General features: G+C 55.8%; 24 protein-coding genes. 14 read left to right on the top strand and 10 right to left on the bottom strand.

Annotated elements, in window-relative coordinates; genetic code table 11:
* Positions 1-143 precede the first annotated feature (143 nt).
* Both nadE and yddG read left to right on the top strand, forming a co-directional pair.
* Positions 144-971: an ammonia-dependent NAD(+) synthetase gene (gene nadE / locus AQ981_RS00480; RefSeq protein WP_058909791.1), complete on the top strand. Its 828-nt coding sequence runs from the start codon at positions 144-146 to the stop codon at positions 969-971.
* Positions 972-1,072: 101 nt separating this feature from the next.
* The gene (gene yddG, locus AQ981_RS00475; protein ID WP_058909790.1) at positions 1,073-1,960 is read left to right on the top strand and encodes an aromatic amino acid DMT transporter YddG; all 888 of its coding nucleotides are present in this window, start codon (positions 1,073-1,075) and stop codon (positions 1,958-1,960) included.
* A 15-nt stretch (positions 1,961-1,975) separates the two neighbouring features.
* Here yddG and hutF read toward each other — a convergent pair whose 3' ends face one another.
* On the bottom strand, positions 1,976-3,349 hold the full coding sequence (hutF, locus tag AQ981_RS00470) for a formimidoylglutamate deiminase (RefSeq protein ID WP_058909789.1): 1,374 nt from the start codon (positions 3,347-3,349) through the stop codon (positions 1,976-1,978).
* 311 nt (positions 3,350-3,660) lie between these two features.
* Positions 3,661-4,158: an ATP-independent periplasmic protein-refolding chaperone Spy gene (gene spy, locus AQ981_RS00465; RefSeq protein WP_058910307.1), complete on the bottom strand. Its 498-nt coding sequence runs from the start codon at positions 4,156-4,158 to the stop codon at positions 3,661-3,663.
* 875 nt (positions 4,159-5,033) lie between these two features.
* Between spy and xthA the strand changes: the two genes are divergently transcribed.
* Both xthA and AQ981_RS00455 read left to right on the top strand, forming a co-directional pair.
* On the top strand, positions 5,034-5,840 hold the full coding sequence (gene xthA / locus AQ981_RS00460) for an exodeoxyribonuclease III (RefSeq protein WP_058910306.1): 807 nt from the start codon (positions 5,034-5,036) through the stop codon (positions 5,838-5,840).
* A 62-nt stretch (positions 5,841-5,902) separates the two neighbouring features.
* Positions 5,903-6,319 (top strand): pyrimidine (deoxy)nucleoside triphosphate diphosphatase, encoded by a 417-nt coding sequence (locus AQ981_RS00455; RefSeq protein ID WP_058909788.1) that lies wholly within the window; start codon positions 5,903-5,905, stop codon positions 6,317-6,319.
* On the opposite strand, the gene AQ981_RS00450 is transcribed toward AQ981_RS00455, so the two are convergent.
* Entirely contained in the window at positions 6,279-6,566 is a 288-nt protein-coding gene (locus AQ981_RS00450) for a DUF1496 domain-containing protein (RefSeq protein WP_249226242.1), read from the bottom strand. The two genes, AQ981_RS00455 and AQ981_RS00450, sit on opposite strands and share 41 nt — an antisense overlap.
* Before the next feature lie 327 nt (positions 6,567-6,893).
* Here AQ981_RS00450 and gdhA point away from each other — a divergent pair, with 327 nt between their 5' ends.
* From gdhA to AQ981_RS00430, 4 genes are all read left to right on the top strand, one after another.
* Positions 6,894-8,237, top strand: a complete 1,344-nt coding sequence (gene gdhA / locus AQ981_RS00445) for an NADP-specific glutamate dehydrogenase (protein ID WP_058909787.1) — start codon at positions 6,894-6,896, stop codon at positions 8,235-8,237.
* Positions 8,238-8,879: 642 nt separating this feature from the next.
* Positions 8,880-9,857, top strand: coding sequence for a TRAP transporter substrate-binding protein (locus AQ981_RS00440; protein ID WP_058909786.1), 978 nt, complete (start codon positions 8,880-8,882; stop codon positions 9,855-9,857).
* A 57-nt stretch (positions 9,858-9,914) separates the two neighbouring features.
* Positions 9,915-10,424 (top strand): TRAP transporter small permease, encoded by a 510-nt coding sequence (locus AQ981_RS00435; protein WP_058909785.1) that lies wholly within the window; start codon positions 9,915-9,917, stop codon positions 10,422-10,424.
* Positions 10,425-10,459: 35 nt separating this feature from the next.
* Positions 10,460-11,746, top strand: a complete 1,287-nt coding sequence (locus tag AQ981_RS00430) for a TRAP transporter large permease (RefSeq protein WP_058909784.1) — start codon at positions 10,460-10,462, stop codon at positions 11,744-11,746.
* A gap of 37 nt (positions 11,747-11,783) precedes the next feature.
* On the opposite strand, the gene AQ981_RS00425 is transcribed toward AQ981_RS00430, so the two are convergent.
* The 3 genes from AQ981_RS00425 to AQ981_RS00415 form a co-directional block, all read right to left on the bottom strand.
* The gene (locus AQ981_RS00425) at positions 11,784-13,769 is read right to left on the bottom strand and encodes a DNA topoisomerase III (protein WP_058909783.1); all 1,986 of its coding nucleotides are present in this window, start codon (positions 13,767-13,769) and stop codon (positions 11,784-11,786) included.
* 5 nt (positions 13,770-13,774) lie between these two features.
* Positions 13,775-14,818 (bottom strand): selenide, water dikinase SelD, encoded by a 1,044-nt coding sequence (gene selD / locus AQ981_RS00420; RefSeq protein ID WP_058909782.1) that lies wholly within the window; start codon positions 14,816-14,818, stop codon positions 13,775-13,777.
* Between the two features lie 161 nt (positions 14,819-14,979).
* Complete coding sequence (locus AQ981_RS00415) at positions 14,980-15,531, bottom strand: NAD(P)H nitroreductase (RefSeq protein WP_058909781.1); 552 nt, start codon at positions 15,529-15,531, stop codon at positions 14,980-14,982.
* Between the two features lie 181 nt (positions 15,532-15,712).
* Between AQ981_RS00415 and sppA the strand changes: the two genes are divergently transcribed.
* From sppA to pncA, 3 genes are all read left to right on the top strand, one after another.
* Positions 15,713-17,566, top strand: coding sequence for a signal peptide peptidase SppA (sppA, locus tag AQ981_RS00410; RefSeq protein ID WP_058909780.1), 1,854 nt, complete (start codon positions 15,713-15,715; stop codon positions 17,564-17,566).
* A gap of 258 nt (positions 17,567-17,824) precedes the next feature.
* Positions 17,825-18,841, top strand: coding sequence for an asparaginase (gene ansA / locus AQ981_RS00405; RefSeq protein ID WP_058909779.1), 1,017 nt, complete (start codon positions 17,825-17,827; stop codon positions 18,839-18,841).
* Positions 18,842-18,851: 10 nt separating this feature from the next.
* The gene (gene pncA, locus AQ981_RS00400; protein WP_058909778.1) at positions 18,852-19,505 is read left to right on the top strand and encodes a bifunctional nicotinamidase/pyrazinamidase; all 654 of its coding nucleotides are present in this window, start codon (positions 18,852-18,854) and stop codon (positions 19,503-19,505) included.
* An 84-nt stretch (positions 19,506-19,589) separates the two neighbouring features.
* Here the strand turns inward: pncA and AQ981_RS00395 are convergent, their stop codons facing one another.
* Together AQ981_RS00395 and msrB are read right to left on the bottom strand one after the other, a co-directional pair.
* A complete protein-coding gene (locus AQ981_RS00395; RefSeq protein WP_058909777.1) occupies positions 19,590-19,868 on the bottom strand; it encodes a YeaC family protein in 279 nt (92 codons plus the stop codon).
* Between the two features lie 41 nt (positions 19,869-19,909).
* Positions 19,910-20,323, bottom strand: coding sequence for a peptide-methionine (R)-S-oxide reductase MsrB (msrB, locus tag AQ981_RS00390; protein WP_058909776.1), 414 nt, complete (start codon positions 20,321-20,323; stop codon positions 19,910-19,912).
* Between the two features lie 341 nt (positions 20,324-20,664).
* Between msrB and gapA the strand changes: the two genes are divergently transcribed.
* Both gapA and AQ981_RS00380 read left to right on the top strand, forming a co-directional pair.
* Complete coding sequence (gene gapA, locus AQ981_RS00385) at positions 20,665-21,660, top strand: glyceraldehyde-3-phosphate dehydrogenase (protein ID WP_043000921.1); 996 nt, start codon at positions 20,665-20,667, stop codon at positions 21,658-21,660.
* Positions 21,661-21,735: 75 nt separating this feature from the next.
* Positions 21,736-22,623 (top strand): D-hexose-6-phosphate mutarotase, encoded by an 888-nt coding sequence (locus AQ981_RS00380; protein WP_058909775.1) that lies wholly within the window; start codon positions 21,736-21,738, stop codon positions 22,621-22,623.
* A gap of 35 nt (positions 22,624-22,658) precedes the next feature.
* Here AQ981_RS00380 and AQ981_RS00375 read toward each other — a convergent pair whose 3' ends face one another.
* On the bottom strand, positions 22,659-23,513 hold the full coding sequence (locus tag AQ981_RS00375) for an aldo/keto reductase (protein ID WP_058909774.1): 855 nt from the start codon (positions 23,511-23,513) through the stop codon (positions 22,659-22,661).
* Between the two features lie 241 nt (positions 23,514-23,754).
* Positions 23,755-24,501, bottom strand: a complete 747-nt coding sequence (locus AQ981_RS00370) for a MipA/OmpV family protein (protein ID WP_058909773.1) — start codon at positions 24,499-24,501, stop codon at positions 23,755-23,757.
* 437 nt (positions 24,502-24,938) lie between these two features.
* Here AQ981_RS00370 and yeaG point away from each other — a divergent pair, with 437 nt between their 5' ends.
* Positions 24,939-26,873, top strand: coding sequence for a protein kinase YeaG (yeaG, locus tag AQ981_RS00365; RefSeq protein ID WP_058909772.1), 1,935 nt, complete (start codon positions 24,939-24,941; stop codon positions 26,871-26,873).
* Positions 26,874-26,937 lie beyond the last annotated feature (64 nt).

Genomic DNA, 26,937 nt, shown 5'->3' with positions numbered 1-26,937 from the left:
TCGCAGGAAGTACTTTAAAATAATGCGCTTAGCGCCTGTTCTGGCGGCGCGGCTTGTCGTTTGCCCGGCAAACGGGTAGTTTTGAGCAGGTTACTCTTTTTGCCGCCCCATCCGGGCCGGTTTCTCATTAATGGAGGGGTTAAATGGCTCTGCAGCAAGAGATTATTCAGGCACTGGGCGTTCAGGCGCATATCGATCCTCAGCACGAGATCCGCCGCAGCGTGGATTTTCTCAAGTCCTACCTGACGACTTATCCGTTTATTAAAAGTCTGGTGCTGGGCATCAGCGGCGGCCAGGACTCCACTCTTACCGGGAAGCTGTGTCAGATGGCAATCGACGAACTGCGTCAGGAGACCGGCGACCATGACTATCAGTTTATCGCCGTACGCCTCCCCTATGGCGTTCAGGCCGACGAGCAGGATTGCCAGGACGCTATCGCCTTTATTGAACCGGACCAGTCGTTAACGGTGAATATCAAAGGCGCGGTGCTGGCCAGCGAGCAGGCCCTGCGCGACGCGGGCATCACACTCAGCGACTTTGTGCGCGGCAATGAAAAAGCGCGTGAGCGTATGAAAGCCCAGTATAGCATCGCCGGTATGACCAAAGGCGTGGTGGTGGGCACTGACCATGCCGCGGAGGCCGTCACCGGCTTCTTTACCAAATATGGCGACGGCGGTACTGACATTAACCCAATCTACCGCCTCAACAAGCGCCAGGGCAAACTGCTGCTGAAAACCCTGGGCTGTCCGGAACATCTGTATCTGAAAAAACCCACCGCCGATCTTGAAGACGATCGCCCTTCACTGCCAGATGAAACCGCGCTGGGAGTCAGCTACGAGCAGATTGATGACTATCTGGAAGGGAAAAGCATGGCGCCGGAAATCAGCCGTATTATTGAAGACTGGTATACCCGTACAGAGCACAAGCGCCGCCCGCCAATTACCGTCTTTGATGATTTCTGGAAAAAATAACCGCCCTGCCGGGCGCAGCGCCCGGCAATGTTGCGACGCCGCTGTCTCAATGAGCGCGGCCGTCTTCACTAAACACAACACTGGCTGTTTACAAAACACTTATGGAATCAGGATCGCAACGCGCCACGCTGGCAGGGCTGGTGGCCATTTTATTGTGGAGCACTTCCGTCGGGCTGTTCCGTAGCCTGGCGGAACACTTTAGCCCGCTGACCAGCGCTGCGCTGATTTACAGCCTGAGCGCGATTTTTCTCTGCCTGTCGCAGGGGATCCCGCGTCCGGGAATACTGCCGCGACGCTATCTGATCTGCGGTGGCGCGTTGTTCATCGGCTATGAGATTTGCCTGGCGCTGGCCGTCGGGCTGGCGCATACCCGAGCCCAGTCACTGGAGCTGGGAATGATCAACTACCTGTGGCCGAGCCTGACTATCCTGTTTGCGCTGTTTATCAACCAGCAGCGCTGGCGCTTCTGGCTCTGGCCAGGCCTGCTGCTGGCGCTGATCGGCGTGTTTCAGGTAGTACGTGGCGATAACCCCTGGTCCTTCACCCTGCTGTGGAGCAATGTTCAGGATAATCCGCTGGCCTATAGTCTGGCGTTCAGCGCCGCCATTATCTGGGCGCTGTACTGCAATCTGACCCGGCGCTGGGCCAACGGTAAGAGCGGCGTTACGCTGTTCTTCTGCGCTACGGCGCTGGTACTGTGGGCCATGGTGATGGTCAGCGATACGCCGCCGATTCGCCCGGCCCTGTCGCCAATACTACAACTGCTGTTTATGGGCCTGTCCACCGCGGTCGCCTATTCGGCCTGGAACCGCGGTATCCAGCATGGCAATATGACCCTGCTGGCAACCGCCTCTTACTTCACGCCGGTGATGTCGGCGCTGATCGCCAGTCTGTGGCTGGGACTTTCTCCCGGCTGGTCTTTCTGGCAGGGGGTGATTCTGGTGGTTGCCGGTTCGCTGTTGTGCTGGCATGCCACCCGTGCGGCATAATCAAATACGCCGCTTTCAGGAGCGAAACGGTTCTGGCCAGGCGTTAAGTTCCTGCATCGCCCGGGCAAACGCGGCGTCGCATGACGCATCCAGCGCATGGCGGCGCCGGGCGATGACCTCGCGCCCGGCCACCCAGACATCGCGGATTTGCCGACTGCCGCGGCCGAAAATCCAGCGGTTGAGCAGCCCATAATCATCCACGTGGCTGAGCCAGGCATCCTGCTCCAGCACCAGCCAGTCGGCGCGCAATCCGGGAGCAATCCCGCCGAGCATCACCCCGGCGGCGCGGGCGCCGCCCGCCGCGGCCTGGCGCCACAGCACCTCCCCCACCTGAGGCCACTCCGGTAGTGCCATGCGTTGCGGCTGACCATCGCGCAGCCGCTGGGTGAGCTCCAGCATCCGTAATTCTTCCGCTGCGCCGGGCGTCAGGTAACCGTCGCTGCCAATCCCCCATGCGCCGCCCTGGTGAATATAGTCGCTGACCGGGAATCTCCCGGCGCCTTCGCTGGCCTGCGCCAGTGGGCACATCCCCGCCACCGCCCGGCTTTCCGCCAGCAGAGCGCGCTCCTGCGCATCCAGATAAGCAGGAGAGACCAGGCACCAACGTTCATCTACGGCGAAGCGGTTAAACAACCATTCTGCCGGCTTCTCACCGCTCCACGCCAGACATGCCTCAACTTCCCGGGCAGAGACGGCGACCGGCAGATATACCGGTAACCGGTAATCACAGGCCTCCAGCACATCTTCCATTTGCTCCTGAGTGACGGCGGACAAAGAATAAAAACCGATACCCTGATTGATCAGCGGATAACGTACCAGAGCGCCCGCCAGCGCCTGCTGGAGCCGCAGGTAGCGATCCACATCCTGTACCAGCCGGCGCTGGGCCTTATCGGCCGGACGAGCGCCGAACCCGTTGTGGCTGACTAACACCGGCAGCAGCGTCTGACCAATACCAACCTGGTCCGCCGCGACAATCAGTTGCTGGAGCATCTGCTCCCCCTGGGTCCAGGGCTTGCCCTGCGGATCGTGGTGCAGGTAGTGAAATTCCGCCACCTGGGTATAGCCGCCCTTGAGCATGTCAATATACGCCCGACAGGCAATCGCGCCAGCCTGCTCTGGCGTCAGGCAGCGCTGCAGAAGTTCACGCCACGGCCGTGAAACGGCAGGAATATCGCTGCGCACCTCATCAAGGCCGGCGATAGCGCTGAGGAAAGTCCGCGAATGCAGATTCACCATGGCGGGGATCACGACGCCATCCAGTAGCGTACAACCCTGAGCCTCGCGGCCAGGCTGGACATCGCTAATCATGCCCAGATGATTCACCTCGATACGTACCTGGCGCGCCCAGCCTCCGGGCAGCATTACAATCGGCGCGTAAAACGCAGTCATGGTCGATCCTTTTTAGCGAGTGTTGCCGCCGGCGACCCGGCAACGAAAAAAACGCGATATTCCAGTCGCGCTAAAGATTCTGGCTATAGCGCCAGCGTCAACGCCCGGTATTTTGCCGACACTGAAATGTTAACGCTATTGTAGTGAAGCCGCGACGGCTAACAAGTGGCAGGTACCGACGGGAACAAACGCAGCGGCGGGGCATATTTTGCGCTATGGCAGTGGACGGACAAAAGAAAACCGCCGGACCTGCCCACGGCAACAGCCATTTATGGACAGGTTCGGCGGTCTTATGTTCTGCGCTTCAGTAATTATTGCTGAGCAGGAGCCATTCTATCGCCTCGTGCCGGACGTTCTGTCAGGCGCTTCTCAAAATTGGCATTAAACTGTTTTTTCTGATCCGCAGTCAGGATGTTGTAGATCTTGTTCTGCGTTTCCATGTGTTTCAGCATCCGGGCTTTTTGCTGTCCGGCCATTTTGTCAATCTGGGCTTCCGCTTTTGCACGATCGAAGCTGTCGCTGGCGATGATGTCGTGCATAGCGCGACGCTCTTCCTGTGACGGCGGCTGCATGTCGCCGCGCTGGGCTTTCATGATTTCGCGCACCTGCTGTTTCTGGGCGTCGGTCAGATTGAGGTCTTTAAACATCATCTCGTGATGCGGACCGCGCGGGCCTTTGTGCTGCATACCCGCCATACCCGCCGCATTATCTTTCGGTGCCGCGGTGGTCGAAGCGTCTGCCGCGTGCGCCAGATTAGCTGCGCCAAGGGCCAGAGTAGATGCTACAAAAATCGCAGTTAATTTACGCATGTTCATGTCCTTTTCTTTCAGTTATTCAGCGACAGGGTTTGTCGCGTTGACAGGAATAAGCTTACGGTGTTTAAAGTCAATTAATCACTGTCTCGGTAAATCATTGAAAGTATAAAAATCAAATTCTACGCAATTATGGAGAAAAAAAGGATAAACCACGCAGAGTCCACAAAATAATATGATAACGACGTGATTCAGGAGAAACGATGGAGAAAGTGTAGCGCAATTATCACAGCAGGGAAAGTTTTAACCAGGAATACTCTGGATATTTGGTTTTTCTTTTTATCTGCCCCACCAGAACAATTACCATCGCCACAACGGATAATCAGCGCAGCGCTGCCCCCCAGCGATACCGGGCCAGCCCGGGCCGGCGACGAGTCTGCCGCCGGGCTAATTACAGCGCCTCCGCGGCGCACGATGTTCTGGCGGAATATCGCCGCACGGCGAGACTATCCCGTTATTGAACCGCTCGTCATGACGTGGACATCTTCATGGAAGATAAATAATAGTAATAAACCACCAATACCATCACTTCAGGAAAATAATTTCTTCGCATAATTAATAAGGAAGCAAGGAATAATGTCTCCGCGCTGAGCAATGATTTACCATACTCAACCTCAACGTATTACCCCGAAAATAACAGCGCCGATATCAGTCGTACGGTTAGCGCTGCGGTTTATACCCGTTACGTTATGGGAAAATAACCGCTCGCTAATCGCAAATGTCAATGACCTGCGGGATGAAAATAAGCCATAGCCCGACGTAGTCCTGAAAGAATAATACCCGTGAAAATTTCCCCGGTTTCCGACAGCGCACTGCGGCGTATTTTCTGCTACCATCCTGCCATCATTCACCTTGCAGAAATGATCGCGACTATGAAATTTGTCTCTTTTAATATCAACGGGCTACGGGCTCGTCCCCATCAACTGGCAGCCATTGTCGAACAGCACCAGCCGGATGTGATTGGCCTGCAGGAAACCAAAGTCCACGATGACATGTTTCCTCTCGAAGAGGTGGCTAAACTCGGCTATAACGTGTTTTATCACGGTCAGAAAGGCCACTACGGCGTGGCGCTGTTAACCAAAGAGACGCCGATCACGGTGCGGCGCGGTTTTCCCGATGACGCAGAGGACGCCCAGCGCCGCCTGATTATCGCGGAAATTCCCTCTCCGCTGGGCAACCTGACAGTGATTAACGGCTACTTCCCGCAGGGGGAAAGCCGTGACCATCCGGTTAAATTCCCCGCCAAGGCCGCTTTCTACCGCAATCTCCAGCAATACCTGGAAAATGAGCTCTCCCGAGAAAATCCCGTGTTGATTATGGGCGATATGAACATTAGCCCGACCGATCTGGACATCGGCATTGGCGATGACAACCGCAAACGTTGGCTACGAACCGGGAAATGCTCCTTCCTGCCGGAAGAGCGCGAATGGATGGAACACCTGTTAAGCTGGGGGCTGGTGGATACCTTCCGCCACGCTAATCCGCAAACCAGCGATCATTTTTCGTGGTTTGACTACCGTTCAAAAGGCTTTGATGATAACCGTGGGCTACGTATCGACCTGCTGTTGGCCAGCCAGCCGCTGGCGCAACGCTGTGTCGCGACCGGTATTGATTACCAGATCCGCGCCATGGAAAAACCGTCCGACCATGCGCCGGTCTGGGCCGCCTTTGATTTCTGATTACCCATGCGACGTCGGAAGCCCACCTCCGGCGTTATCGCCTCTGTCAAAGCTGTGAATCTATGCACCAGACCATTGATGTCGTTGCCGCCATCATCGAAGAACAGGGTAACCTGCTGCTTGCCAGACGCCCTGCCGGCGGAGATCAGCCTGGCCTCTGGGAGTTTCCCGGCGGCAAAGTGGAGCCCGGCGAGAGCCAGCCACAGGCGCTGGCGCGTGAGCTTTATGAAGAGCTGGGCATTCGCGCCCATCCCGAACGCTATATCGCCAGCCACCAGCGGGAGGTGTCCGGGCGTCTGATTAACCTGCACGCGTGGTATGTCAGAGAGTTCAGCGGAACCCTCCAGCTACACTGCCACAGCGAGGTCATCTGGTGCCCGCCGGCGCAGATTTTCGCCTGGCCGCTGGCGCCCGCGGATGTTCCATTGCTGGAGGCCTTTATCGCTCAATCCGCCGCCAGGCCAGCGGCTGAGTGCTGACCGCTTTATCATCTCTCAGGCACTGGAGCAGGATTTCCCCGACATTAATCACCGCCCCCTCGCTGTATTGCCGGTCTTCATAAACACAGCAACTGGCGCACGGAGTCGCGGCCTGGCGCTGCGTGGTAAAGACCTGCGGGGGAACAGAAACCTCCACATCCGCCGCTCGCTGTTGTGCAAATAGCGGGGCGCTGAAGCACAGCAGCGCGCCCACGACTCCCCATAACCTGACTGGCGCCATCGCCATTTCCCCTCCATAAAGAGTGACCTGGATCACTCATTGCCCAGCACGATATCCTGCCTCTGTTAACATTGAGTGTAGTAAATCAATGGACACAGCGGTATCTGCCAGTGTGTTACATTCGAATCATTTCTTCATAAGAAAATCTTATGATGTTTTTTAATAATCTTCCTCCCTGGGATAATTTTCGCTTGCCTGACGGGTAATTGCTGGTGATATAGTCAAAACGCAAACGATCAGGCAGCGTTTTATCAGGGTCATAACCATTTAGTGCACGTCTGATACACACTTCATCATAAATAAAAGTTATCAACGAACAGGAGCCAATGTTCTATGGAACAGTCTTTATCTCTGGAGCAGTTTCTTGCCAACGTAAAGCAGCGCGACCCCTATCAACCCGAATTTGCTCAGGCGGTACGGGAAGTGATGACCACGCTGTGGCCCTTCCTGGAACAGAACCCGCGCTACCGCCAGAACGCGCTGCTGGAACGACTGGTAGAACCGGAGCGAGTGATTCAGTTCCGGGTAGCATGGGTCGATGACCGCAATCAGGTTCAGGTAAATCGGGCCTGGCGGGTACAGTTCAGTTCCGCTATCGGCCCTTTTAAAGGCGGTATGCGTTTCCACCCTTCAGTAAACCTCTCCATCCTTAAGTTCCTCGGCTTTGAGCAAACCTTTAAAAATGCCCTCACCACCCTGCCAATGGGCGGCGGTAAAGGCGGCAGCGATTTTGATCCAAAAGGTAAGAGCGAAGGCGAAGTAATGCGCTTCTGCCAGGCGCTGGTCACCGAACTGTATCGCCACCTGGGCGCAGATACCGACGTTCCCGCCGGGGATATCGGCGTCGGCGGCCGTGAGGTTGGCTACATGGCCGGGATGATGAAAAAGCTCTCCAACAACACCGCCTGCGTCTTTACCGGCAAAGGGTTGTCATTTGGTGGTAGCCTGATCCGTCCGGAAGCTACCGGCTATGGGTTGATTTACTTCACCAACGCCATGCTCAAGCGCCACGGTCTGGGAATGGAAGGGTTGCGCGTCGCGGTATCGGGTTCCGGTAACGTGGCTCAGTACGCCATTGAGAAAGCCATGGAGTTCGGCGCTCGCGTGATCACCGCCTCTGATTCGAACGGGACAGTGGTCGATGAAGCCGGCTTTACCAGCGAAAAACTGGCGCGCCTGTGCGAAATCAAAGCCAGCCGCGATGGCCGCGTCGCCGACTATGCCCGCGAGTTTGGTCTGACCTACCTGGAGGGTAAGCAGCCGTGGTGTGTACCTGTTGATATCGCCCTGCCCTGCGCCACCCAGAATGAGCTGGACGTCGACGCCGCGCGGATGCTGATTGAAAATGGCGTTAAAGCGGTGGCCGAAGGCGCCAACATGCCGACCACCATCGAAGCGACCGATATGTTCCTCGAAGCCGGCGTCCTGTTTGCCCCGGGTAAAGCGGCTAACGCTGGCGGAGTGGCGACTTCCGGACTGGAGATGGCGCAGAACGCCGCACGCATGGGCTGGAAAGCCGAGAAGGTCGACGCGCGCTTACATCACATCATGCTGGATATTCACGAAGCCTGCGTAAATTACGGCGGTGAAGACAAACAGACCCACTATGTCCGCGGTGCCAATATCGCCGGTTTTGTCAAAGTGGCCGATGCGATGCTGGCGCAGGGCGTGATCTGATAGCACACCGGTTCGCGTCATTACCCTGACTGGCTCCGCCAGCCTGATATTTGCCTGCCAGGGCCCCGACTCAATACGGGGCCTTTTTATTCCCCTTACCGACCGGCAACCACTGCTCTGTATATAAAAACCGTGTTTTATCGCTGTCAGGATCGCGGCGACATCATCACACTAAAAAATCGGTATACCAATCCGCGATAATCAGAAAATGCCACTATTTGGCAGAATATAATGTTATACACAGCGCGATTCTCTGGGTATCAGGCAGAGATAACCACTTATCCTGAAAATAAGTGTGGAATAAAAAGCGGATAGCGGGATAACGTTGCGTACCGGTCATTTGCGCCTGCCCGGGTAATAAGCGTGGCGGCGCTTTTTGTACGACATAATTGCCTGCCAGTGGGCTATCCAGCGCACCAGATAAGATAAATCCATTATGACCGGGCTTAATTGTCTGCCTTTGTAATTCTATGAATTCAGTTTTTGTGAAGAGGGTCATCGTAATTAGTTGTATGACAGGTTAAGGTTAATCCGAACAAGCAGTAACATATCTTTTGATTCTTGTCTGTCCACATGGAAAGAAGCAGTTTTAGTACGCCATTATAACTTTTGGATTTAGACCAATATCTCTGGAGAAGAGTGATGAAGCTTACCAAAACGCTGTTCAGTTTGTGCATTGGCTCCGCTTTAATGTTGACTTGTCATACATCTCTGGCGCAAACGTTTCGTGCAGCAGATGTTCATCCCGCAGATTACCCTAACGTCGTCGCCATGCAGCACATGGGCGAAAAGCTCTCTGCCGCCACTAACGGTCGTCTGGATATCAAAACCTTCCCCGGCGGCGTGCTGGGCGATGAGAAACAGATGATTGAACAGGCCCAGTTAGGCGCCATCGACATTATTCGCGTTTCAATGTCGCCGGTCGCGGCGATACTCCCCGATGTTAACGTCTTTACCCTGCCCTATATCTTCCGCGATGAAGAACACATGCACAAAGTGCTTGATGGCATGGTCGGTAAAGAAATCGGCGATCGTCTGACCGCCAGCAGTAAATCCCGTCTGGTATTCCTCGGCTGGATGGACGGCGGCACCCGCAACCTGATCACCAAAAATCCGGTGGCGAAACCCGAAGATCTGAAAGGCATGAAAATCCGCGTTCAGCCCAGCCCGGTATCGCTGGATACGCTGAAAGCCATGGGCGCCAACTCGGTCGCGATGGGATCCAGCGAAGTATTCAGCGGCCTGCAAACCGGCGTAATTGACGGCACCGAGAACAACCCGCCGACCTATGTTGCCCATAACTACCTGCCGGTCGCCAAAAACTATACCTGGAGCCGCCACCTGATTATTCCCGAAGTTTTCCTGTTTTCGAAAGCGAAGTGGGACAAGCTGGAAAAAGAAGATCAGGAGCTGATTCTCAAGCTGGCGAAAGAAGCCCAGGACGAACAACGCCAACTGTGGGCGGAATATAACGAGAAGTCGCTGGAAACCATGCGCGCCAGTGGCGTTCAATTCCATGATATCGACACCGATTTCTTCTTCAAAGCCACTCAGTCAGTGCGTGATAAATACGGTAAAGATCACCTGGAATTAATTCAGAAAATCCAGGACGTCAAATAACTTCCCCGCAGGGCAATTGCAAAATTGCCCTCGTTAAATTTAATCAGGGTTGAAATTATGGGTGAACGCTACTCGTTAGTGATGGATGTCATCTACCGGATTTCAATGTGGCTGGCAGGGCTGGCATTACTGTTTATGGTAGCTGTCATCCCGGTCGGAATATTTGCTCGCTATATTCTCAACAGCGCCTTATCCTGGCCGGAGCCGATCGCCATTCTGTGTATGGTGACCTTTACGTTCGTCGGCGCCGCGGTCAGCTACCGCGCGGGTTCTCATATAGCCGTGACCATGGTGACCGACCGGCTCCCGGAATCGATGCAGAAATACTGCTCGGTACTGGCCGATCTGATGCTTATGGCAATCAGTATCTTTATTTTCTGGTACGGCACCAATTTGTGTATGGAACTCTGGGACCAGCCGGTCGCGGAATTTCCCGCACTTAGCGCCGGGCAAAACTACCTTCCTTTGCCAATAGGCTCAGCCGTTACGATTCTTTTTATTATTGAAAAACTGTTTCTGGGATCGCAATACCAGCGGCCGGTGGTCATGTTGGGTTCTTCTCATTAATTATCAGGAACCGAACCGTTCAGTAAGGAAAGCATATGGATGCATTTATTCTGGTCTTCACCCTTGCCATTATGCTGGCAATTGGCGTACCGGTGGCCTATGCGGTGGGCATCAGCGCCATCATCGGCGCCTGGTATATTGATATTCCCCTCGAAGCCGTCATGATTCAGCTCACCAATGGCGTTAACAAATTTTCGCTGTTGGCTATTCCATTCTTTATTCTGGCCGGTGCCATTATGGCGGAAGGAGGGATCGCCAGGCGGCTGGTGAATTTTGCTTATATCTTTGTGGGGTTCATACGCGGCGGACTGTCGCTGGTGAACATCGTTGCCTCCACCTTTTTCGGGGCCATTTCCGGGTCGTCGGTCGCTGATACCGCCTCTATCGGTTCGGTGATGATTCCGGAGATGGACAAAAAAGGCTATCCGCGCGACTTTGCCGCCGCGGTAACCGCCAGCGGTTCGGTACAGGCGATTCTGACGCCCCCCAGCCATAACTCGGTTATTTACTCGCTGGCCACCGGCGGCACAGTCTCTATCGCCGCGCTGTTTATCGCCGGTATTCTGCCGGGGATCCTGCTGAGCCTGTCACTGATGGTGATGTGCGTCGGCTTCGCCCACCGCCGCGGCTACCCGAAAGGTGAACTGGTGCCCTTCCGCCAGGCGCTGAAAATCTTCCTCGACACACTGTGGGGACTGATGACGGTAGTCATCATCATGGGCGGTATTCTGTCCGGTATTTTTACCGCCACTGAATCCGCGGCCATCGCCTGCCTGTGGTCATTCTTTGTGACCATGTTTATCTACCGCGATTATAAGTGGTCGGAACTGCCGAAACTGATGTACCGCACGGTGAAGACCGTCACTATCGTTATGATTCTGATAGGCTTCGCCGCCGCGTTCGGCGCCATCATGACCTACATGCAGTTGCCGATGCGCATCACCGAGGCATTCACCAGCATCTCTGACAATAAATATGTCATTCTGATGTGCATCAACATTATGCTGCTGCTGATTGGCACCCTGATGGATATGGCGCCGCTGATTCTGATCCTGACGCCGGTTCTGCTGCCCGTCACCAATGCGCTGGGCATTGACCCGGTTCACTTCGGCATGATCATGCTGGTTAACCTGGGCATTGGCCTGATCACGCCGCCGGTAGGATCGGTGCTGTTCGTCGCCAGTGCGGTCAGTAAGCAGAAAATTGAACAGGTGGTGAAGGCGATGCTGCCCTTCTATTGTGTCCTGTTTATTGTACTGTTGCTCATCACCTACGTGCCGGCTATCTCACTGTTCCTGCCAAAACTGTTCGGTGTCTACTGATGCCACGCCCGGGTATGCCTGCGCATACCCGGGTGCATTACCCTGCCGCAGATTGCTCGCCGTCAGAATCAGTGTCCGGCGCCTTACGGGCCGCCGGGCGACGTTTCTTTTTCGCGCTATCGCTTTTACTTTTGCCTTTGCCGCGCGGCGCGCCGTCGGCGCCAGATGCCACGATGCCGCGAAACTGGCGTACCGGCGTGGTTCGCGCCTGGGCTATCAGCTCATACAGCGTTTGCACCAGCGGCTGCATAAAGTCCTGGTAGCGGCACTGCTTTTCACTGATTTGCGTCAGCGTCGACTCCCAGTGTGCGGTCATATCCGGGCGCCCGGCCAGCTCCGGCAAAGAGTGGATCAGCGCCCGCCCGGCCTCGGTGGAATGGATATAGCGCCCTTTCTTAACCAGAAATGAACGGCGGAACAGCAGTTCGATAATCCCGGCGCGGGTCGCTTCAGTGCCCAGCCCGTCGGTGGCGCGCAGGATTTTTTTCAGATCCTTATCCTGGACGAAGCGAGCAATTCCGGTCATCGCCGACAGCAGCGTGGCATCGGTAAAATGACGCGGCGGCTGGGTCTGGCGCTCCACCACTTCGCCTTTTTCGCACAATAGCTCGTCCCCTTTCGCCACCACCGGTAGCGGCGTTCCGTCGTTCTCTTCGTCACGTTCTTTAGCCCCCAACAGCGCACGCCAGCCAGCCTCGGCCAGAAAACGCGCTTTGGCGACAAATTTTCCACCAGCAATATCCAGATCGATCACACACTTGCGGAACACGGCGTCCGGACAGAACTGCATCAGATACTGGCGGGCGATCAGCCCATATACCTGTTGCTCATTTTCCGTCAGCCTGACCGATGAGCTACGCGCCGTCGGGATAATCGCATGGTGAGCATCCACTTTTTTATCATCCCAGCAGCGGTTGCGGCGATCGACATCCACCACCGGCTGAGGCAGCAGTTGCGACGCATGAATGCCAATGGCATTCAACACCGCATGGCGCCCGGCAAAGTGCTCTTCCGGCAGATACCGGCAGTCCGATCGCGGATAAGTGATCAGTTTGTGGGTTTCATACAATTTCTGGCAGACATCCAGCACCGCCTGAGCGCTCAGGCCAAAGCGCTTCGCCGCCTCAATTTGCAGACTGGAGAGGGAAAACGGCAGCGGCGCCGGTTCGGATTCCCGCTTATCGTTATAAGCGGTCACCAGCGCCGGCTGGCCGGTAATGCGTTTGACAACGTGTTCCGCCAGCGGCCGGTGCAAAAGACGCCCTTCTTCATCCTGGTAAGGCTCGCAGGATTCGCTGGGCTGCCAGAGCGCGACAAAACGCTCATCCGCCGGGGTGACGATATGGGCTTTGACCTCAAAGAAATCCTTCGGGACAAAGTTTTCTATCTCTTCGTCGCGCCGCACCACCAGCCCGAGCACCGGGGTCTGCACCCGCCCAACGGAAAGCACCCCCTGATAGCCGGCGTTACGCCCCAGCAGGGTGTAGGCCCGGGTCATATTGATACCGTACAGCCAGTCAGCGCGAGCGCGTGCCAGCGCCGAAACACATAAAGGGATGAATTCGCTGTTGGCGCGCAGGCGGGCAATCGCCCGTTCGACGGCCTGTGGATTGAGATCGTTGATCAGGCAGCGCTGCACCTGCTGGCGCTTTTCCGCCGACAGTTGCAGATAGTCCAGCACTTCGTCCACCAGCAACTGGCCTTCACGATCCGGGTCGCCGGCGTGGATGACTTCGCTGGCGTCCTGCAACAGCCTCTTAATCACATTGAGCTGTTTGGTGACCGAAGGCCGCGGCTGTAACTGCCACTTTTCCGGTACGATGGGCAGATCCGCCAGATTCCAGCGCGCATAGCGGCTGTCATAGACATCCGGCTGCGCCTGCTCCAACAGGTGGCCGACGCACCATGTCACCACCTGACCATTGCCGCATTCAATGTAGCCATCGCCCCTGCGATGCGGCTTTGGCAACACATCGGCGATCGCCCTGCCCAGACTGGGTTTTTCCGCGATAAACAGCCGCATGAGGTTCAGCGGATCTCAATCATCGGACGGCCGCCGCGCGCTTCACGCAGCTCGCCAATCGGCGCCAGGGTGATACCATGCCGCTGCGCCACCGCCTGAACCTGCGCTTCGCCGTCCGCCGCAACCGCCAGCAGCAAGCCGCCCGAAGTCTGGGGATCGCACAGCAGGTCGCGCCAGGCATCCGGCATCTCGCCCATCAGGTGCCCGTAGCTGGCAAAGTTACGCCCGGAGCCTCCCGGTACGCAGCCCTGAGCGATATAGTCTGCAACGCCGGGAAGCGTCGGCACCTGATCAAACCAGACTTCCGCCTGTAGTCCGGCGCCGCGACACACCTCGCTGAGGTGACCCAGCAAGCCGAATCCGGTGACATCGGTCATGGCTTTTACCGCTTCCAGCGCCGCGAAATCCGCCCCGCAGGTATTCATTCGGCACATCACGTCCGTCGCCAGCCCCTGGTGTTCCGGGCGCAGCAGGGATTTTTTCTCCGCGGTGGTCAGCACTCCGATCCCCAGCGGCTTGGTAAGAAACAGTTTACATCCCGCCTCAGCGGTGCTGTTTTTCTTAATGCGCTCGGTCGGCACCACGCCGGTCACCGCCAGCCCGAAAATCGGTTCCGGCGCATCAATGGAATGGCCGCCGGCCAGCGCTATTCCCGCCTGCTGGCAAGCGTGGCGTCCCCCCTCCACGACCTGGCGAGCAATTTCCGGCGCCAGTGTGTTAATCGGCCAGCCGAGGATCGCAATGCCCATAATCGGCTTACCGCCCATGGCATAGATATCGCTGATGGCATTCGTGGCCGCAATACGCCCGAAGTCGAACGGATCGTCGACAATCGGCATAAAGAAATCCGTGGTGCTGATAATACTGGTGCCATTCCCCAGATCGTAAACCGCCGCGTCGTCGCTGGTTTCGTTGCCCACCAGCAACCGCGGGTCGCTGAACTTCGCCTGTTCGCTGTGCAGGATGGTTTCCAACACTTTGGGGGAAATTTTGCAACCACAGCCGGCGCCGTGGCTGTACTGGGTCAAACGCACCGTTTGCTCACTCATGGTCATCTCCTGACATTGGCAATCCGTTAATGGTAACCCGTACTTCCCGGGGTGGTAAGAGAGAGGGTCTGAAATCCGGTGTTTTTGCACATTCCCTGTGCAATCGGCCCCGTAGAATGCAATCCGGCGCGGCCTGATTCGCAAACGCGCCGGATTCAGGTTCAGAAGCGGCTGACGAAAGGCGTGGTATCCGGGGCGCTAAAAGTGGTGGAAGCTTTCAGTTGCGGCGTGCCCAGGTACAGGAAGCCGACAATCTGATCCTGGTCGCGGCAGCCAAACGCCGCGCGCACCTGCGCATCCTCAGCCCAGGCGCCGCTGCGCCAGATACCGTTAAACCCCTGCGCCACAGCGGCCATTTGCATCGCCATCACCGCGCAGCCGGCCGACAGCAGTTGTTCCCAGCGCGGTACTTTAGGATGCTCCTCACAGTGGGCCACCACCGTGATAATCAGCGGGGCGCGAAACGGCGCTGATCGGGCTTTCTCAATGCCTTTGTCATCCAGCCCCGTCTCCCGGGCCGCCTTTTCCAGCAACTGGCTGAAGCGCTCGCGGCCTTCCCCTTCCACCAGAATGAAACGCCACGGCTGGAGGGTGCCATGATCCGGCGCACGCATTGCGGCGCGCAGAATATTATCCAGCGCCTCTCCCTGAGGACCCGGCTCCGCCAGACGCGATGCGCTGCGGCGGTTGACTAACAGTTCAAGTGCATCCATCAGTTAACTCCTGTAATGATTTTTATTCACAAAATTAACACACGATAGATTTTTGTTACAGCCCGGAGGGCGATTCCTGCTGACAAGTGGAGCGCAGCTATTTAGGATACCAGCATTCAACCTGCCGGTTCGCGCAACGCAGAGCGGCGAGGAGCCCTGAAACTACTGTTATGGAGAGGACATGCGCACCATTTGGCGATTTATTGCCGGTTTCTTTAAATGGGGCTGGCGCCTGCTGAATTTCATCAGGTCGCTGGTTCTGAATCTGATTTTTATTGCCATCGTGCTGGCCGGTATCGGCGTATGGTCGCAAATGAAGAGCACCGCCTCCACTGAACCGGGGCGTGGCGCGCTGTTGCTGGATATCAGCGGTGTGATTGTCGACAAGCCGTCGGTCAGCAATAAACTCGGCGCCCTGGGACGCCAGCTATTCGGCGCCAGCTCCGATCGCCTGCAGGAAAACTCGCTGTTCGATATTATCGACGCCATCCGCCAGGCGAAAGACGATCGCAATATCACCGGCATTGTCCTCGACCTGAAAAATTTTACCGGCGCCGATCAGCCCTCAATGCAGTATATCGGCAAGGCGCTGCGCGAATTCCGCGATAGCGGTAAACCGGTCTACGCGATTGGCGAAAGCTACAGCCAGGGACAATATTACCTGGCCAGCTTCGCCAACAAGATCTGGCTCTCCCCGCAGGGCATGGTCGATCTGCACGGTTTTGCCACCAACGGGCTGTATTACAAATCCCTGCTCGACAAGCTGAAGGTTTCGACGCATGTATTCCGGGTCGGTACCTATAAATCCGCCGTCGAACCCTTTATCCGCGACGATATGTCCCCTGCCGCTCGCGAAGCGGACAGCCGCTGGGTCGGGGAACTGTGGCAGAATTACCTGAATACTGTCGCCGCTAACCGCCAGATCGCGCCGCAGCAGGCGTTCCCCGGCGCGCCGGTGATGCTGGCCGCCCTGCAAAAACTGGACGGCGACACCGCGAAGTACGCGCTGGATAACAAGCTGGTGGATGAACTGGCAACCCCAAGTACCGTGAATAAAGCGCTGGTGAAGGAGTTCGGCTGGAGCAAGAAGGATAAAGACTACCGGGCAGTCAGCATTTATGACTACACCCTGAACAAGAAGCCGGATCAGGCGGCCACGGTGGCGGTGATCTTTGCCAACGGCGCAATCATGGACGGCCCGGAAACCGCCGGCAATGTCGGCGGCGATACCACGGCAACCCAGATCCGCGATGCGCGGCTCGATCCGAAAGTAAAAGCTATTGTTCTGCGGGTTAACAGCCCCGGCGGCAGCGTCACGGCCTCCGAACTTATCCGCAGCGAACTGGCGGCGGCCCGCGAAGCCGGCAAACCGGTTGTTGTCTCAATGGGCGGTATGGCGGCCTCCGGCGGCTACTGGATCTCCACGCCGGCGAACTACATTATCGCCAGCCCCAGCACCCTGACCGGCTCGATCGGTATCTTCGGCATTATTAACACGCTGGAAAATAGCCTCGACGCTATCGGCGTGCATACCGACGGGGTGGCCACATCGCCGCTGGCGGATGTGGCGCTGACCAAATCGCTGAACCCGGAAGTACAGCAAATGATGCAGCTCAGCATCGAAACCGGCTATAAGCGCTTTATCAACCTGGTCTCCCAGTCGCGCAACAAAACCCCGCAGCAAATTGACCAGATTGCCCAGGGACACGTCTGGACTGGCCAGGACGCCAAAGGTAACGGGCTGGTGGACAGCCTCGGCGATTTCGACGATGCCGTGGCGAAAGCCGCTGAGTTAGCCAAACTCAAGCAGTGGAGCCTGAGCTTCTACCAGGAACAACCGACCTTCTGGGATACCGTTTTCGACAGTCTTAACGGTTCGGTGCGCGCGATGTTGCCGGAAGCGCTGCAGGCGGCTCTGCCGGCTCCACTGGCCGGCGCCGCGCAGGTGGTAAAAGCCGAAGGCGACAAGCTGGCGACGTTTAACGATCCGCAAAACCGCTATGCGTTTTGCCTGAATTGCGGCAATGTTCGCTAACCCTGTTCGCCACTGAACTGTCCCCATCAGCCCGGCATTGCCGGGCTGAAACCGCTGTCAGACATCAATTCCGCCCCGGCACTCACCTTGCCCACCCCAAAAACCGCGAAATCCATTTAATGATTTCCGCCCGTTAACGATAAAGCCCAAAAACACGCTTTTTTAAGCTTTATTACTCCCGAAGCCCGATAACACCGGGCTGTTATTTTTCATTTCGCTAACTATACTGCGCCTGTGTATTTATCCCCGGATTTCCCCATGACCAAAAAATCCATTTACGTTGCCTATACCGGCGGCACCATCGGGATGCAGCGTTCCGAGCACGGTTATATTCCGGTCTCCGGCCATTTGCAGCGCCAGCTGGCGCTGATGCCTGAATTCCACCGTCAGGAGATGCCGAACTTCACGATTCATGAATACCGTCCGCTGATGGACTCGTCGGACATGACCCCCCAGGACTGGCAGCATATCGCGGATGATATTCACGCCCGCTATGAGGAGTACGACGGCTTCGTTATCCTCCACGGCACCGACACCATGGCTTATACCGCCTCGGCGCTCTCTTTCATGCTGGAAAATCTGGCAAAGCCGGTGATCATTACCGGCTCGCAAATCCCGCTGGCGGAACTGCGCTCCGACGGGCAAATCAACCTGCTGAACGCGCTGTACATTGCGGCGAATTACCCTATCAACGAGGTGACGCTATTTTTTAATAACCGTCTGTATCGCGGCAATCGCACCACCAAAGCCCATGCCGATGGTTTTGACGCCTTTGCTTCCCCTAATCTTGCGCCGTTACTGGAAGCAGGGATCCATATTCGCCGACTCGGCACGCCCCCGGCGCCGATCGGCAACGGCCCGCTGACCGTACACCCGATTACCCCACAACCGGTCGGGGTGGTGACCATTTACCCGGGCATCTCCGCGGACGTGATTCGTAATTTTGTCCGCCAGCCGGTTCGCGCCCTGATTCTGCGTTGCTACGGCGTCGGTAACGCCCCGCAGAACAAAGAGTTTCTGACCACGCTGGAAGAAGCCTGTCAGCGCGGTATTGTGGTGGTGAATCTGACCCAGTGCATGTCAGGGAAAGTCAACATGGGCGGCTATGCCACCGGCAATGCGCTGGCGCAGAGCGGCGTTATCAGCGGATTCGACATGACCGTTGAAGCCACGCTGACTAAACTGCACTATCTGCTCAGTAGCTGTCTGGAAACTGAGGCCATTCGCAGCGCGATGATGCATAATCTTCGCGGTGAACTTACCCCTGATGAGTAAGGAGGACACGATGACACAGCGAGCTCTGGTGCTGGTTGATCTGCAGAATGATTTTTGCGCCGGCGGCGCTCTCGCCGTCGCCCAGGCCGATGAGACCATTGGGGTGGCTAACCACCTGATTGAAGAATTCCGCCGCCGCGGCGACGCGATTGTCGCCACCCTGGACTGGCATCCGGCGAACCACGGCAGTTTCGCCAGCGTGCAACAACAGCCCCCCTACACTACCGGCGAGCTGGACGGTCTGCCCCAGACCTGGTGGCCGGATCACTGCATACAACACAGTAGCGGCGCGCAGTTGCACCCACTACTCAATCAGCAGAACATTGATGAACGGTTTTATAAAGGGGAAAACCCGGCCATCGACAGTTATAGCGCTTTCTATGACAACGACCATCGGCAGAAAACCCGACTTGACGACTGGCTGCGCGAACGCCAGATAGACCAGCTTGTTATAATGGGACTGGCGACCGATTACTGTGTGAAGTTCAGCGTCCTGGACGCTCTGGCGCTGGGCTACCGGGTTGATGTGGTGACCGACGGCTGCCGCGGTGTAAATCTCCGTGCGCAGGACAGTCTGGCGGCGTTTCAGGATATGGCGGCGGCGGGAGCCACCCTGTACACGCTGAATAATTGGCTGGAAATGCAGGATCAAACCCTGGCGTAACCTTCCTGGCATGCTCACAGCGGCGCAACTGACCGGCTGCTGTGAGCGCCCTGATATCAAAAATTGGGTCAGGCCGGCCCTTTTTCACTCCGGCTTTAGCGAAACAATCGTCTCAGGCACAATACCAAACTCTTCCTTAAGCTGTTGTTTACTTTTCATCACGATCTGGCCGTTGGTACCGATAGTCATATGCTCCGGCTGTGTATTGTGACGCTGCTGCCACATCATCACCAGTTGCAGAGTATTCTCTTTCTGCTGGTCGGTCAGCGCGACGCCATCCGGCCACTTCCCGGTTTCCACCGCCGTGGCCAGGCGCTGGTAAACTTCCGGTGTCATTGCGGCAATTATCTGGTCAAGATTCATTCGGTGGTTCCTCTCCAGGAATAGTTAGCTGAATCGATTCTTCAACCTTTGACTGGCTGGTCGCCATTCTCATCGGCAAAGCTCAGCGAGGCCGAATTAACACAATAGCGCTCCCCGGTGGGTTGCGGGCCGTCAGGGAATACATGTCCCAGGTGGGCACCACAGTTCCCACAGCGAATTTCCACCCGCTCCATCCCGTGCGAGTAATCCTTGAGATAGCGTATCGCCTGCTCAGACACCGGCTCATAAAAGCTCGGCCAGCCGCAGCCGGAATCATACTTGCTTTGCGAGGTAAACAGCGGCGCATCGCACACCAGACAGTGATAGATGCCATCGCGCTTATTGTGCAGCAAACGCCCGGTATACGGGGGTTCGGTACCATGCTGCTGGGTGACATAGAACTGCATTTCCGTCAGTTCATTCTTCAGTTCATCGGGGTTTTTTGTGTTAGCCATAACTGTACTTCTCTGGGCAGATGGTGGCGGATATCTCTCGTCAATTCTAACAAAAAATTAACAAGCAGGGAGCGCTTTTGCTGATAAAATTGTTATCTATGTCCGGCAAAGCACTAATTGTGATCCATTTCACATATTTATCGGTCATGGTCTTTAAAATTCGCGCCACTATCCCCATATGGGGAGTGGCCGAAATGGAAACGTGAGCGAATGAATCGTGCAAGACCTGAACACTGGATTGATTTGTCGCAATGATTGACACGATTCCGCTTGACGCTGTGCAAGGTTTTTGTAATTTTACAACCAACCTTTTATTCACTAACAACTAGCTGGTGGAATATATGACTATCAAAGTAGGTATCAACGGTTTTGGCCGTATCGGTCGCATTGTTTTCCGTGCTGCTCAGAAACGTTCTGACATCGAGATCGTAGCAATCAACGACCTGTTAGACGCTGATTACATGGCTTACATGCTGAAATATGACTCCACTCATGGTCGTTTTGACGGCACCGTTGAAGTGAAAGATGGCCACCTGATCGTTAACGGTAAAAAAATCCGTGTTACCGCTGAAAGAGATCCGGCTAACCTGAAGTGGGACGAAGTTGGCGTTGACGTAGTTGCTGAAGCTACCGGTATCTTCCTGACCGACGAAACTGCTCGCAAGCACATCACCGCTGGCGCGAAAAAAGTGGTTCTGACTGGCCCGTCCAAAGACAACACCCCGATGTTCGTTAAAGGCGCCAACTTTGACAAATATGCCGGCCAGGACATCGTTTCCAACGCATCCTGCACCACCAACTGCCTGGCGCCGCTGGCTAAAGTTATCAACGACAACTTCGGCATCATCGAAGGTCTGATGACTACCGTTCACGCTACCACCGCAACTCAGAAAACCGTTGACGGCCCGTCTCACAAAGACTGGCGCGGCGGCCGCGGCGCAGCTCAGAACATCATCCCGTCCTCTACTGGCGCCGCTAAAGCGGTAGGTAAAGTCCTGCCGGAACTGAACGGTAAACTGACTGGTATGGCGTTCCGCGTTCCGACTCCGAACGTATCCGTTGTTGACCTGACTGTACGTCTGGAAAAAGCGGCTTCTTATGAAGACATCAAGAAAGCCATCAAAGCGGCTTCTGAAGGCCCGATGAAAGGCGTTCTGGGTTACACCGAAGACGACGTGGTTTCTACCGATTTCAACGGCGAAGTTTGCACTTCCGTGTTCGATGCTAAAGCAGGTATCGCCCTGAACGACAACTTTGTGAAACTGGTCTCCTGGTACGATAACGAAACCGGCTACTCTAACAAAGTTCTGGATCTGATTGCTCACATCTCCAAATAAGTTGAGATGCGACAGTAATCTGAAAGAGCGACTTCGGTCGCTCTTTTTTTGCGTTTGATACAGAGGATTGTTCACATGATAAATACGATTTTTGCCCTGCCGGTCGTCGAACAACTTACCCCGGTCCTCTCCCTGCGCAAGATGGACGAACTGGAGCTCCTGGTTGTCGATCATCCGCAGGTACGGGCCTCTGTGGCTTTACAGGGCGCACATCTGCTCTCCTGGAAACCTGCCGGCGAAGAAGAAGTGCTGTGGCTGAGCGACAACACGCCTTTTAAAACCGGCATCGCCCTGCGCGGCGGCGTGCCCATCTGCTGGCCGTGGTTCGGTCCGGCAAGCCAGCAGGGACTACCCTCTCACGGTTTTGCCCGCAATCTGCCGTGGAGTCTGTCGGCCCATAATGAAGACGAAAATGGCGTGGTGCTGACATTCGAATTGCTGGCCAGTGAAGCATCGCGCCAGTACTGGCCTCATGACTTTACGCTGTACGCACGCTATAAGCTGGGAAAAACCTGCGAGCTTGAGCTGGAAGCCCACGGCGATTTCACCACCACCAGCGCGCTGCACAGCTACTTTAATGTTGGCGATATCGCAGCGGTGAAAGTCAGCGGTCTGGGCCAGCGCTACCAGGATAAGGTCAACGGCGGCGCGGAAGGCCAGCTCAGTGACGGCGTGCAAACCTTCCCGGATCGCACCGATCGCGTCTATCTGGAGCCGGAAGCCTGCAGCGTGATTCACGACCCGAGCCTGAAGCGCACGATTGATGTTGTTCATCACCACCACAGCAACGTGGTCGGATGGAACCCGGGTCCGGCGCTGTCAGTCAGTATGGCGGACGTTCCCGACGATGGTTACAAGACCTTTGTTTGTGTGGAAACGGCGGCGGTGACCGCGCCGCAGACCGCGGCGGCGGAAAGACCTTCGCGCCTCGCCTGTGTCTTTAAAGTCAACCGTAAAGCCTGATATCCTGCGCCCGGTAATAGCGCCGGGCGCATCCACTACACCACATCCAGCGCCACTTTACGTTGTACTGGCGGATACGCCCTATCAAGCAATCGACACTCCTCGTCCGTTAAACGAATCTGCAGCGCCGCCGCGTTCTCCTGCACGTGGGCGATGGTGGCGGCTTTAGGAATGGCCATTACGCCCTGCTGGCGAATCACCCACGCCAACAGAATTTGCGCCACCGTGACGCCGCGCCCGGCGGCCACCTGACGCACTAGCGGGTGGTTGATTAATCCGTTACGCAACCGACCAGCCTGCGCCAGCGGGCAATAGGCCATAACCGGCATTCTCTGCGCCTGGCACCAGGGCAGCAGATCGTACTCAATACCGCGCGACGCGAGATGATACAGCACCTGATCGGTCGCACAGGCGCCGCCGCCCTCCACGGCCGCCAGCTCGCGCATATCATCCATGTCGAGGTTTGACACGCCCCAGCGGCGAATTTTCCCCTGAGCGATCAGCATCTCCATGGCGGACACCGTCTCTTGCAGGGAAAAATTGCCGCGCCAGTGCAATAAGTAGAGATCGAGATAATCCGTCCGTAAACGGCGCAGGCTTGCCTCACAGGCGGCAAGCGCTTTTTGCCCGCCGGCATTCCACGGATACACCTTGGATACCAGGAACACACTATCGCGCCGTCCGGCAATCGCCTCGCCGACGATCTCCTCCGCGCCGCCGTCGGCGTACATTTCCGCGGTATCAATCAGCGTCAGCCCCAGATCGATACCGGCCCGCAGCGCCGCGACTTCATCCTGGCGGCGCTGCGGATCCTCGCCCATATACCAGGTACCCTGACCAATGGCCGGCTGTCGCCCTGATTCGCCAAACGCCACGCTCTTCTCAGTCATCGCCATCCTCCCGGAGAAATTGCACCACCATAGAGCAAACGGGGCCCAAAGGCCCCGTCAGACAGCAGACAAAGGAGGAAAAAACGTGGTTTTTCCTCCTTTGTGGTTATCAGCCGAAAATCAATACATTGATTTTCCTTGCCTGTTATCGGGTGATATCAGCAAGTGCGGCAATAAATATGAGGTTTCTCATTAATCCCACGGGGCCCAAAGGCCCCGTTATATTGCACAAATTGCCCTATCAGAAACTGTAGGTTATTCCGGTAGAGAACAGGGCGCTCCAGGATTTATTGACCATCGGGCTGTCTTTAATTTCATCCGACAAGCGGGTATAGCGTCCGATACCGTATACACTCCAGTCATCGGTAAGACGGAAGTTGACAGTCAGCGCCAGCCACGGGTTCCAGCCGCTGTCAGGATCGTAACTATGCAACCCGCTGCGCCGGGATTCATTGCCGCTAACCCCGTAATAATATTCGTTCTGGTTTTCGCTATTCCACTCAACGCCGATACCCGGGATCACCGTCCAGCGCGCATTCGTGTAACGGTACAGCCAGCCAATATCCCAGATGATCCCGTTACTGTTATCCAGCGTATCCCCTACCAGGGTGGTGCGCAGGTAACCGTATGGCGTATCGTGGGTGTAGGTTAACCCGGCCATCATGGTGGATTTACGGCGGTCGAGCTGGCGCAACTGGCGGTTATCGCTGTCTTTCGGTTTGAAATAGGTTGGCGAGTAGAAGGCGGTAATCGACAGTTTGTCGCTGGTGTCGTTCCACAGATAGTAGCCCGCCCCCAGGCCACGGAACCAGAAACTTTCGCCTTCATAGCCAATGACCGGTACCGGGTAGACGTCGTGTTTGTACTCTTTATACGGATGTTCAACGAAAGCGGCACCCGCCCCCAGTGTCCATGGGCCCTGAGCGTGCGCAGCGGTGAATGTAACGGCAAACAGCGCGCCGGTTGCGAGAAGTTTGAATCTGGTCACAATCCGTTCAATCCTTTAGTCAAATAATCAACTCTGGAAGTGTAACCGCCTGACGCATTCATCCCAAATATTTTGCATCAACACATTAAAAAATTCAGAACTGTGTAATATTGCACCCCATTATGTCAGGTGGTTTTCACTTCAATGACGGTTTAGTTTCACACACAATGCTGCGCAATTCACTTTTCCAAAAATGTCCCGTTGACTCATTGATATATCGCTGAAATTTCGTGTTTGTGATATGCAAGTTTGCTAAATGCCATCTACGCTTAAATTTACGGAGGTACCACAACCCGACGCTGTCAACCGACTGTTTCCGGCACTTATGTCTTATATGGCATAAAGGTTGCTGCGATCGGCTAACGTCTTCCGGGAGCCGACATTACACTTACCAATGGCTCTTTAACCTGTGCTAAAAAACGAAAGGACGGCATGCCATGAATATATTCGATCACTATCGCCAGCGCTACGAAGCTGCCAAGGACGAAGAGTTCACACTGCAGGAGTTTCTTACCGTATGTCGGCAAGATCGCAGTGCCTATGCCAACGCGGCAGAACGGCTATTGACGGCCATTGGAGAGCCAGTGATGGTGGATACTGCCCTGGATCCCCGGCTGTCCCGTCTCTTTTCGAACCGGGTCATCGCACGCTACCCGGCCTTTGAAGAGTTTTACGGCATGGAAGAAGCCATTGAGCAAATTGTTTCCTACCTGAAACATGCCGCTCAGGGGCTGGAAGAGAAGAAACAGATCCTGTATCTGCTGGGCCCGGTGGGCGGCGGTAAATCGTCGCTGGCCGAACGCCTGAAAGCGCTGATGCAGCGGGTGCCTATCTATGTGCTGAGCGCCAACGGAGAGCGCAGCCCGGTGAACGACCACCCGCTGTGTCTGTTCAATCCTCAGGAAGATGCGCAAATTCTCGACAAAGAGTACGGGATCCCCAACCGCTATCTGGGCACCATTATGTCTCCCTGGGCCGCCAAGCGGCTGCACGAGTTCGGCGGCGACATTACCAAATTCCGGGTCGTGAAAGTATGGCCGTCGATTCTTCAGCAAATCGCCATCGCCAAAACAGAGCCTGGCGATGAAAACAACCAGGATATCTCTGCCCTGGTCGGTAAAGTGGATATCCGCAAACTGGAGCACTACGCCCAGAACGATCCCGACGCCTATGGTTACTCCGGGGCCCTGTGTCGCGCCAACCAGGGGATCATGGAATTCGTCGAGATGTTTAAGGCGCCGATTAAAGTGCTGCATCCGCTGCTGACAGCCACGCAGGAAGGCAACTATAACGGTACCGAGGGGATTTCTGCCCTGCCCTTTAATGGCATTATTCTTGCCCATTCCAACGAATCTGAATGGGTGACTTTCCGTAACAACAAAAATAATGAGGCGTTCCTTGACCGTGTGTATATCGTCAAGGTGCCTTACTGCCTGCGTATTTCTGAAGAGATCAGGATTTACGAAAAACTGCTGAATAACAGTGAGCTGACCCACGCGCCCTGCGCGCCGGGCACACTGGAAACCCTGGCCCGTTTCTCAATCCTGTCGCGCCTGAAAGAGCCGGAAAATTCGAGCATGTACTCGAAAATGCGCGTCTATGATGGCGAAAGCCTGAAAGACACCGATCCGAAAGCCAAGTCGTATCAGGAGTACCGGGACTATGCCGGGGTGGATGAAGGGATGAACGGTCTGTCGACCCGCTTTGCCTTTAAAATCCTCTCGCGGGTGTTCAACTTCGATCACGCTGAAGTAGCGGCTAACCCGGTTCATCTGTTCTATGTCCTTGAACAGCAGATTGAACGTGAACAGTTCCCCCAGGAGCTGGCGGAGAAATATCTTGAGCACCTGAAAGGCTATCTGATCCCGAAATATGCCGAGTTTATCGGTAAAGAGATCCAGACCGCCTATCTGGAATCTTACTCCGAGTACGGGCAGAATATTTTCGACCGCTATGTGACTTACGCCGACTTCTGGATTCAGGATCAGGAGTATCGCGATCCGGACACCGGGCAGTTGTTCGACCGCGAATCCCTGAACGCCGAACTGGAGAAAATCGAGAAACCGGCGGGCATCAGCAACCCGAAAGACTTCCGCAACGAGATAGTCAACTTCGTGCTGCGCGCCCGGGCCAATAATAACGGCCGCAACCCGAACTGGACCAGTTACGAGAAGCTGCGTACCGTGATAGAGAAGAAAATGTTCTCTAACACCGAAGAGCTGCTGCCGGTCATTTCGTTCAATGCCAAAACCTCAACCGATGAACAGAAAAAGCACGATGATTTCGTCGATCGCATGATGGAAAAAGGCTATACCCGCAAGCAGGTACGCCTGCTGTGCGAATGGTATCTGCGCGTGCGGAAATCGTCATAAGGAGATAATCGCCCGGCATACGCCGGGCTGTCGGCAATCTGGCAGCCCGCGCATGACCGGCCTG

Source organism: Entomohabitans teleogrylli, assembly GCF_001484765.1.
In the GTDB taxonomy this organism is placed as follows: Bacteria; Pseudomonadota; Gammaproteobacteria; order Enterobacterales; family Enterobacteriaceae; genus Entomohabitans; species Entomohabitans teleogrylli.
The sequence above is the reverse complement of the archived record's forward strand: the minus strand, read 5'-3'. Positions and strand labels throughout refer to the sequence as shown.

What these genes read in the sequence shown, in the direction of transcription:
- yeaG (WP_058909772.1), top strand. Translation starts at nt 24,939, where the DNA reads ATGAATATATTCGATCACTATCGCCAGCGCTACGAAGCTGCCAAGGAC.
- selD (WP_058909782.1), bottom strand. Translation starts at nt 14,818, where the DNA reads ATGAGTGAGCAAACGGTGCGTTTGACCCAGTACAGCCACGGCGCCGGC.
- spy (WP_058910307.1), bottom strand. Translation starts at nt 4,158, where the DNA reads ATGCGTAAATTAACTGCGATTTTTGTAGCATCTACTCTGGCCCTTGGC.
- AQ981_RS00415 (WP_058909781.1), bottom strand. Translation starts at nt 15,531, where the DNA reads ATGGATGCACTTGAACTGTTAGTCAACCGCCGCAGCGCATCGCGTCTG.
- sppA (WP_058909780.1), top strand. Translation starts at nt 15,713, where the DNA reads ATGCGCACCATTTGGCGATTTATTGCCGGTTTCTTTAAATGGGGCTGG.
- gapA (WP_043000921.1), top strand. Translation starts at nt 20,665, where the DNA reads ATGACTATCAAAGTAGGTATCAACGGTTTTGGCCGTATCGGTCGCATT.
- pncA (WP_058909778.1), top strand. Translation starts at nt 18,852, where the DNA reads ATGACACAGCGAGCTCTGGTGCTGGTTGATCTGCAGAATGATTTTTGC.
- hutF (WP_058909789.1), bottom strand. Translation starts at nt 3,349, where the DNA reads ATGACTGCGTTTTACGCGCCGATTGTAATGCTGCCCGGAGGCTGGGCG.
- ansA (WP_058909779.1), top strand. Translation starts at nt 17,825, where the DNA reads ATGACCAAAAAATCCATTTACGTTGCCTATACCGGCGGCACCATCGGG.
- AQ981_RS00435 (WP_058909785.1), top strand. Translation starts at nt 9,915, where the DNA reads ATGGGTGAACGCTACTCGTTAGTGATGGATGTCATCTACCGGATTTCA.
- msrB (WP_058909776.1), bottom strand. Translation starts at nt 20,323, where the DNA reads ATGGCTAACACAAAAAACCCCGATGAACTGAAGAATGAACTGACGGAA.
- AQ981_RS00440 (WP_058909786.1), top strand. Translation starts at nt 8,880, where the DNA reads ATGAAGCTTACCAAAACGCTGTTCAGTTTGTGCATTGGCTCCGCTTTA.
- AQ981_RS00455 (WP_058909788.1), top strand. Translation starts at nt 5,903, where the DNA reads ATGCACCAGACCATTGATGTCGTTGCCGCCATCATCGAAGAACAGGGT.
- AQ981_RS00430 (WP_058909784.1), top strand. Translation starts at nt 10,460, where the DNA reads ATGGATGCATTTATTCTGGTCTTCACCCTTGCCATTATGCTGGCAATT.
- xthA (WP_058910306.1), top strand. Translation starts at nt 5,034, where the DNA reads ATGAAATTTGTCTCTTTTAATATCAACGGGCTACGGGCTCGTCCCCAT.
- AQ981_RS00450 (WP_249226242.1), bottom strand. Translation starts at nt 6,566, where the DNA reads ATGGCGATGGCGCCAGTCAGGTTATGGGGAGTCGTGGGCGCGCTGCTG.
- yddG (WP_058909790.1), top strand. Translation starts at nt 1,073, where the DNA reads ATGGAATCAGGATCGCAACGCGCCACGCTGGCAGGGCTGGTGGCCATT.
- AQ981_RS00380 (WP_058909775.1), top strand. Translation starts at nt 21,736, where the DNA reads ATGATAAATACGATTTTTGCCCTGCCGGTCGTCGAACAACTTACCCCG.
- nadE (WP_058909791.1), top strand. Translation starts at nt 144, where the DNA reads ATGGCTCTGCAGCAAGAGATTATTCAGGCACTGGGCGTTCAGGCGCAT.
- AQ981_RS00395 (WP_058909777.1), bottom strand. Translation starts at nt 19,868, where the DNA reads ATGAATCTTGACCAGATAATTGCCGCAATGACACCGGAAGTTTACCAG.
- AQ981_RS00425 (WP_058909783.1), bottom strand. Translation starts at nt 13,769, where the DNA reads ATGCGGCTGTTTATCGCGGAAAAACCCAGTCTGGGCAGGGCGATCGCC.
- gdhA (WP_058909787.1), top strand. Translation starts at nt 6,894, where the DNA reads ATGGAACAGTCTTTATCTCTGGAGCAGTTTCTTGCCAACGTAAAGCAG.
- AQ981_RS00375 (WP_058909774.1), bottom strand. Translation starts at nt 23,513, where the DNA reads ATGACTGAGAAGAGCGTGGCGTTTGGCGAATCAGGGCGACAGCCGGCC.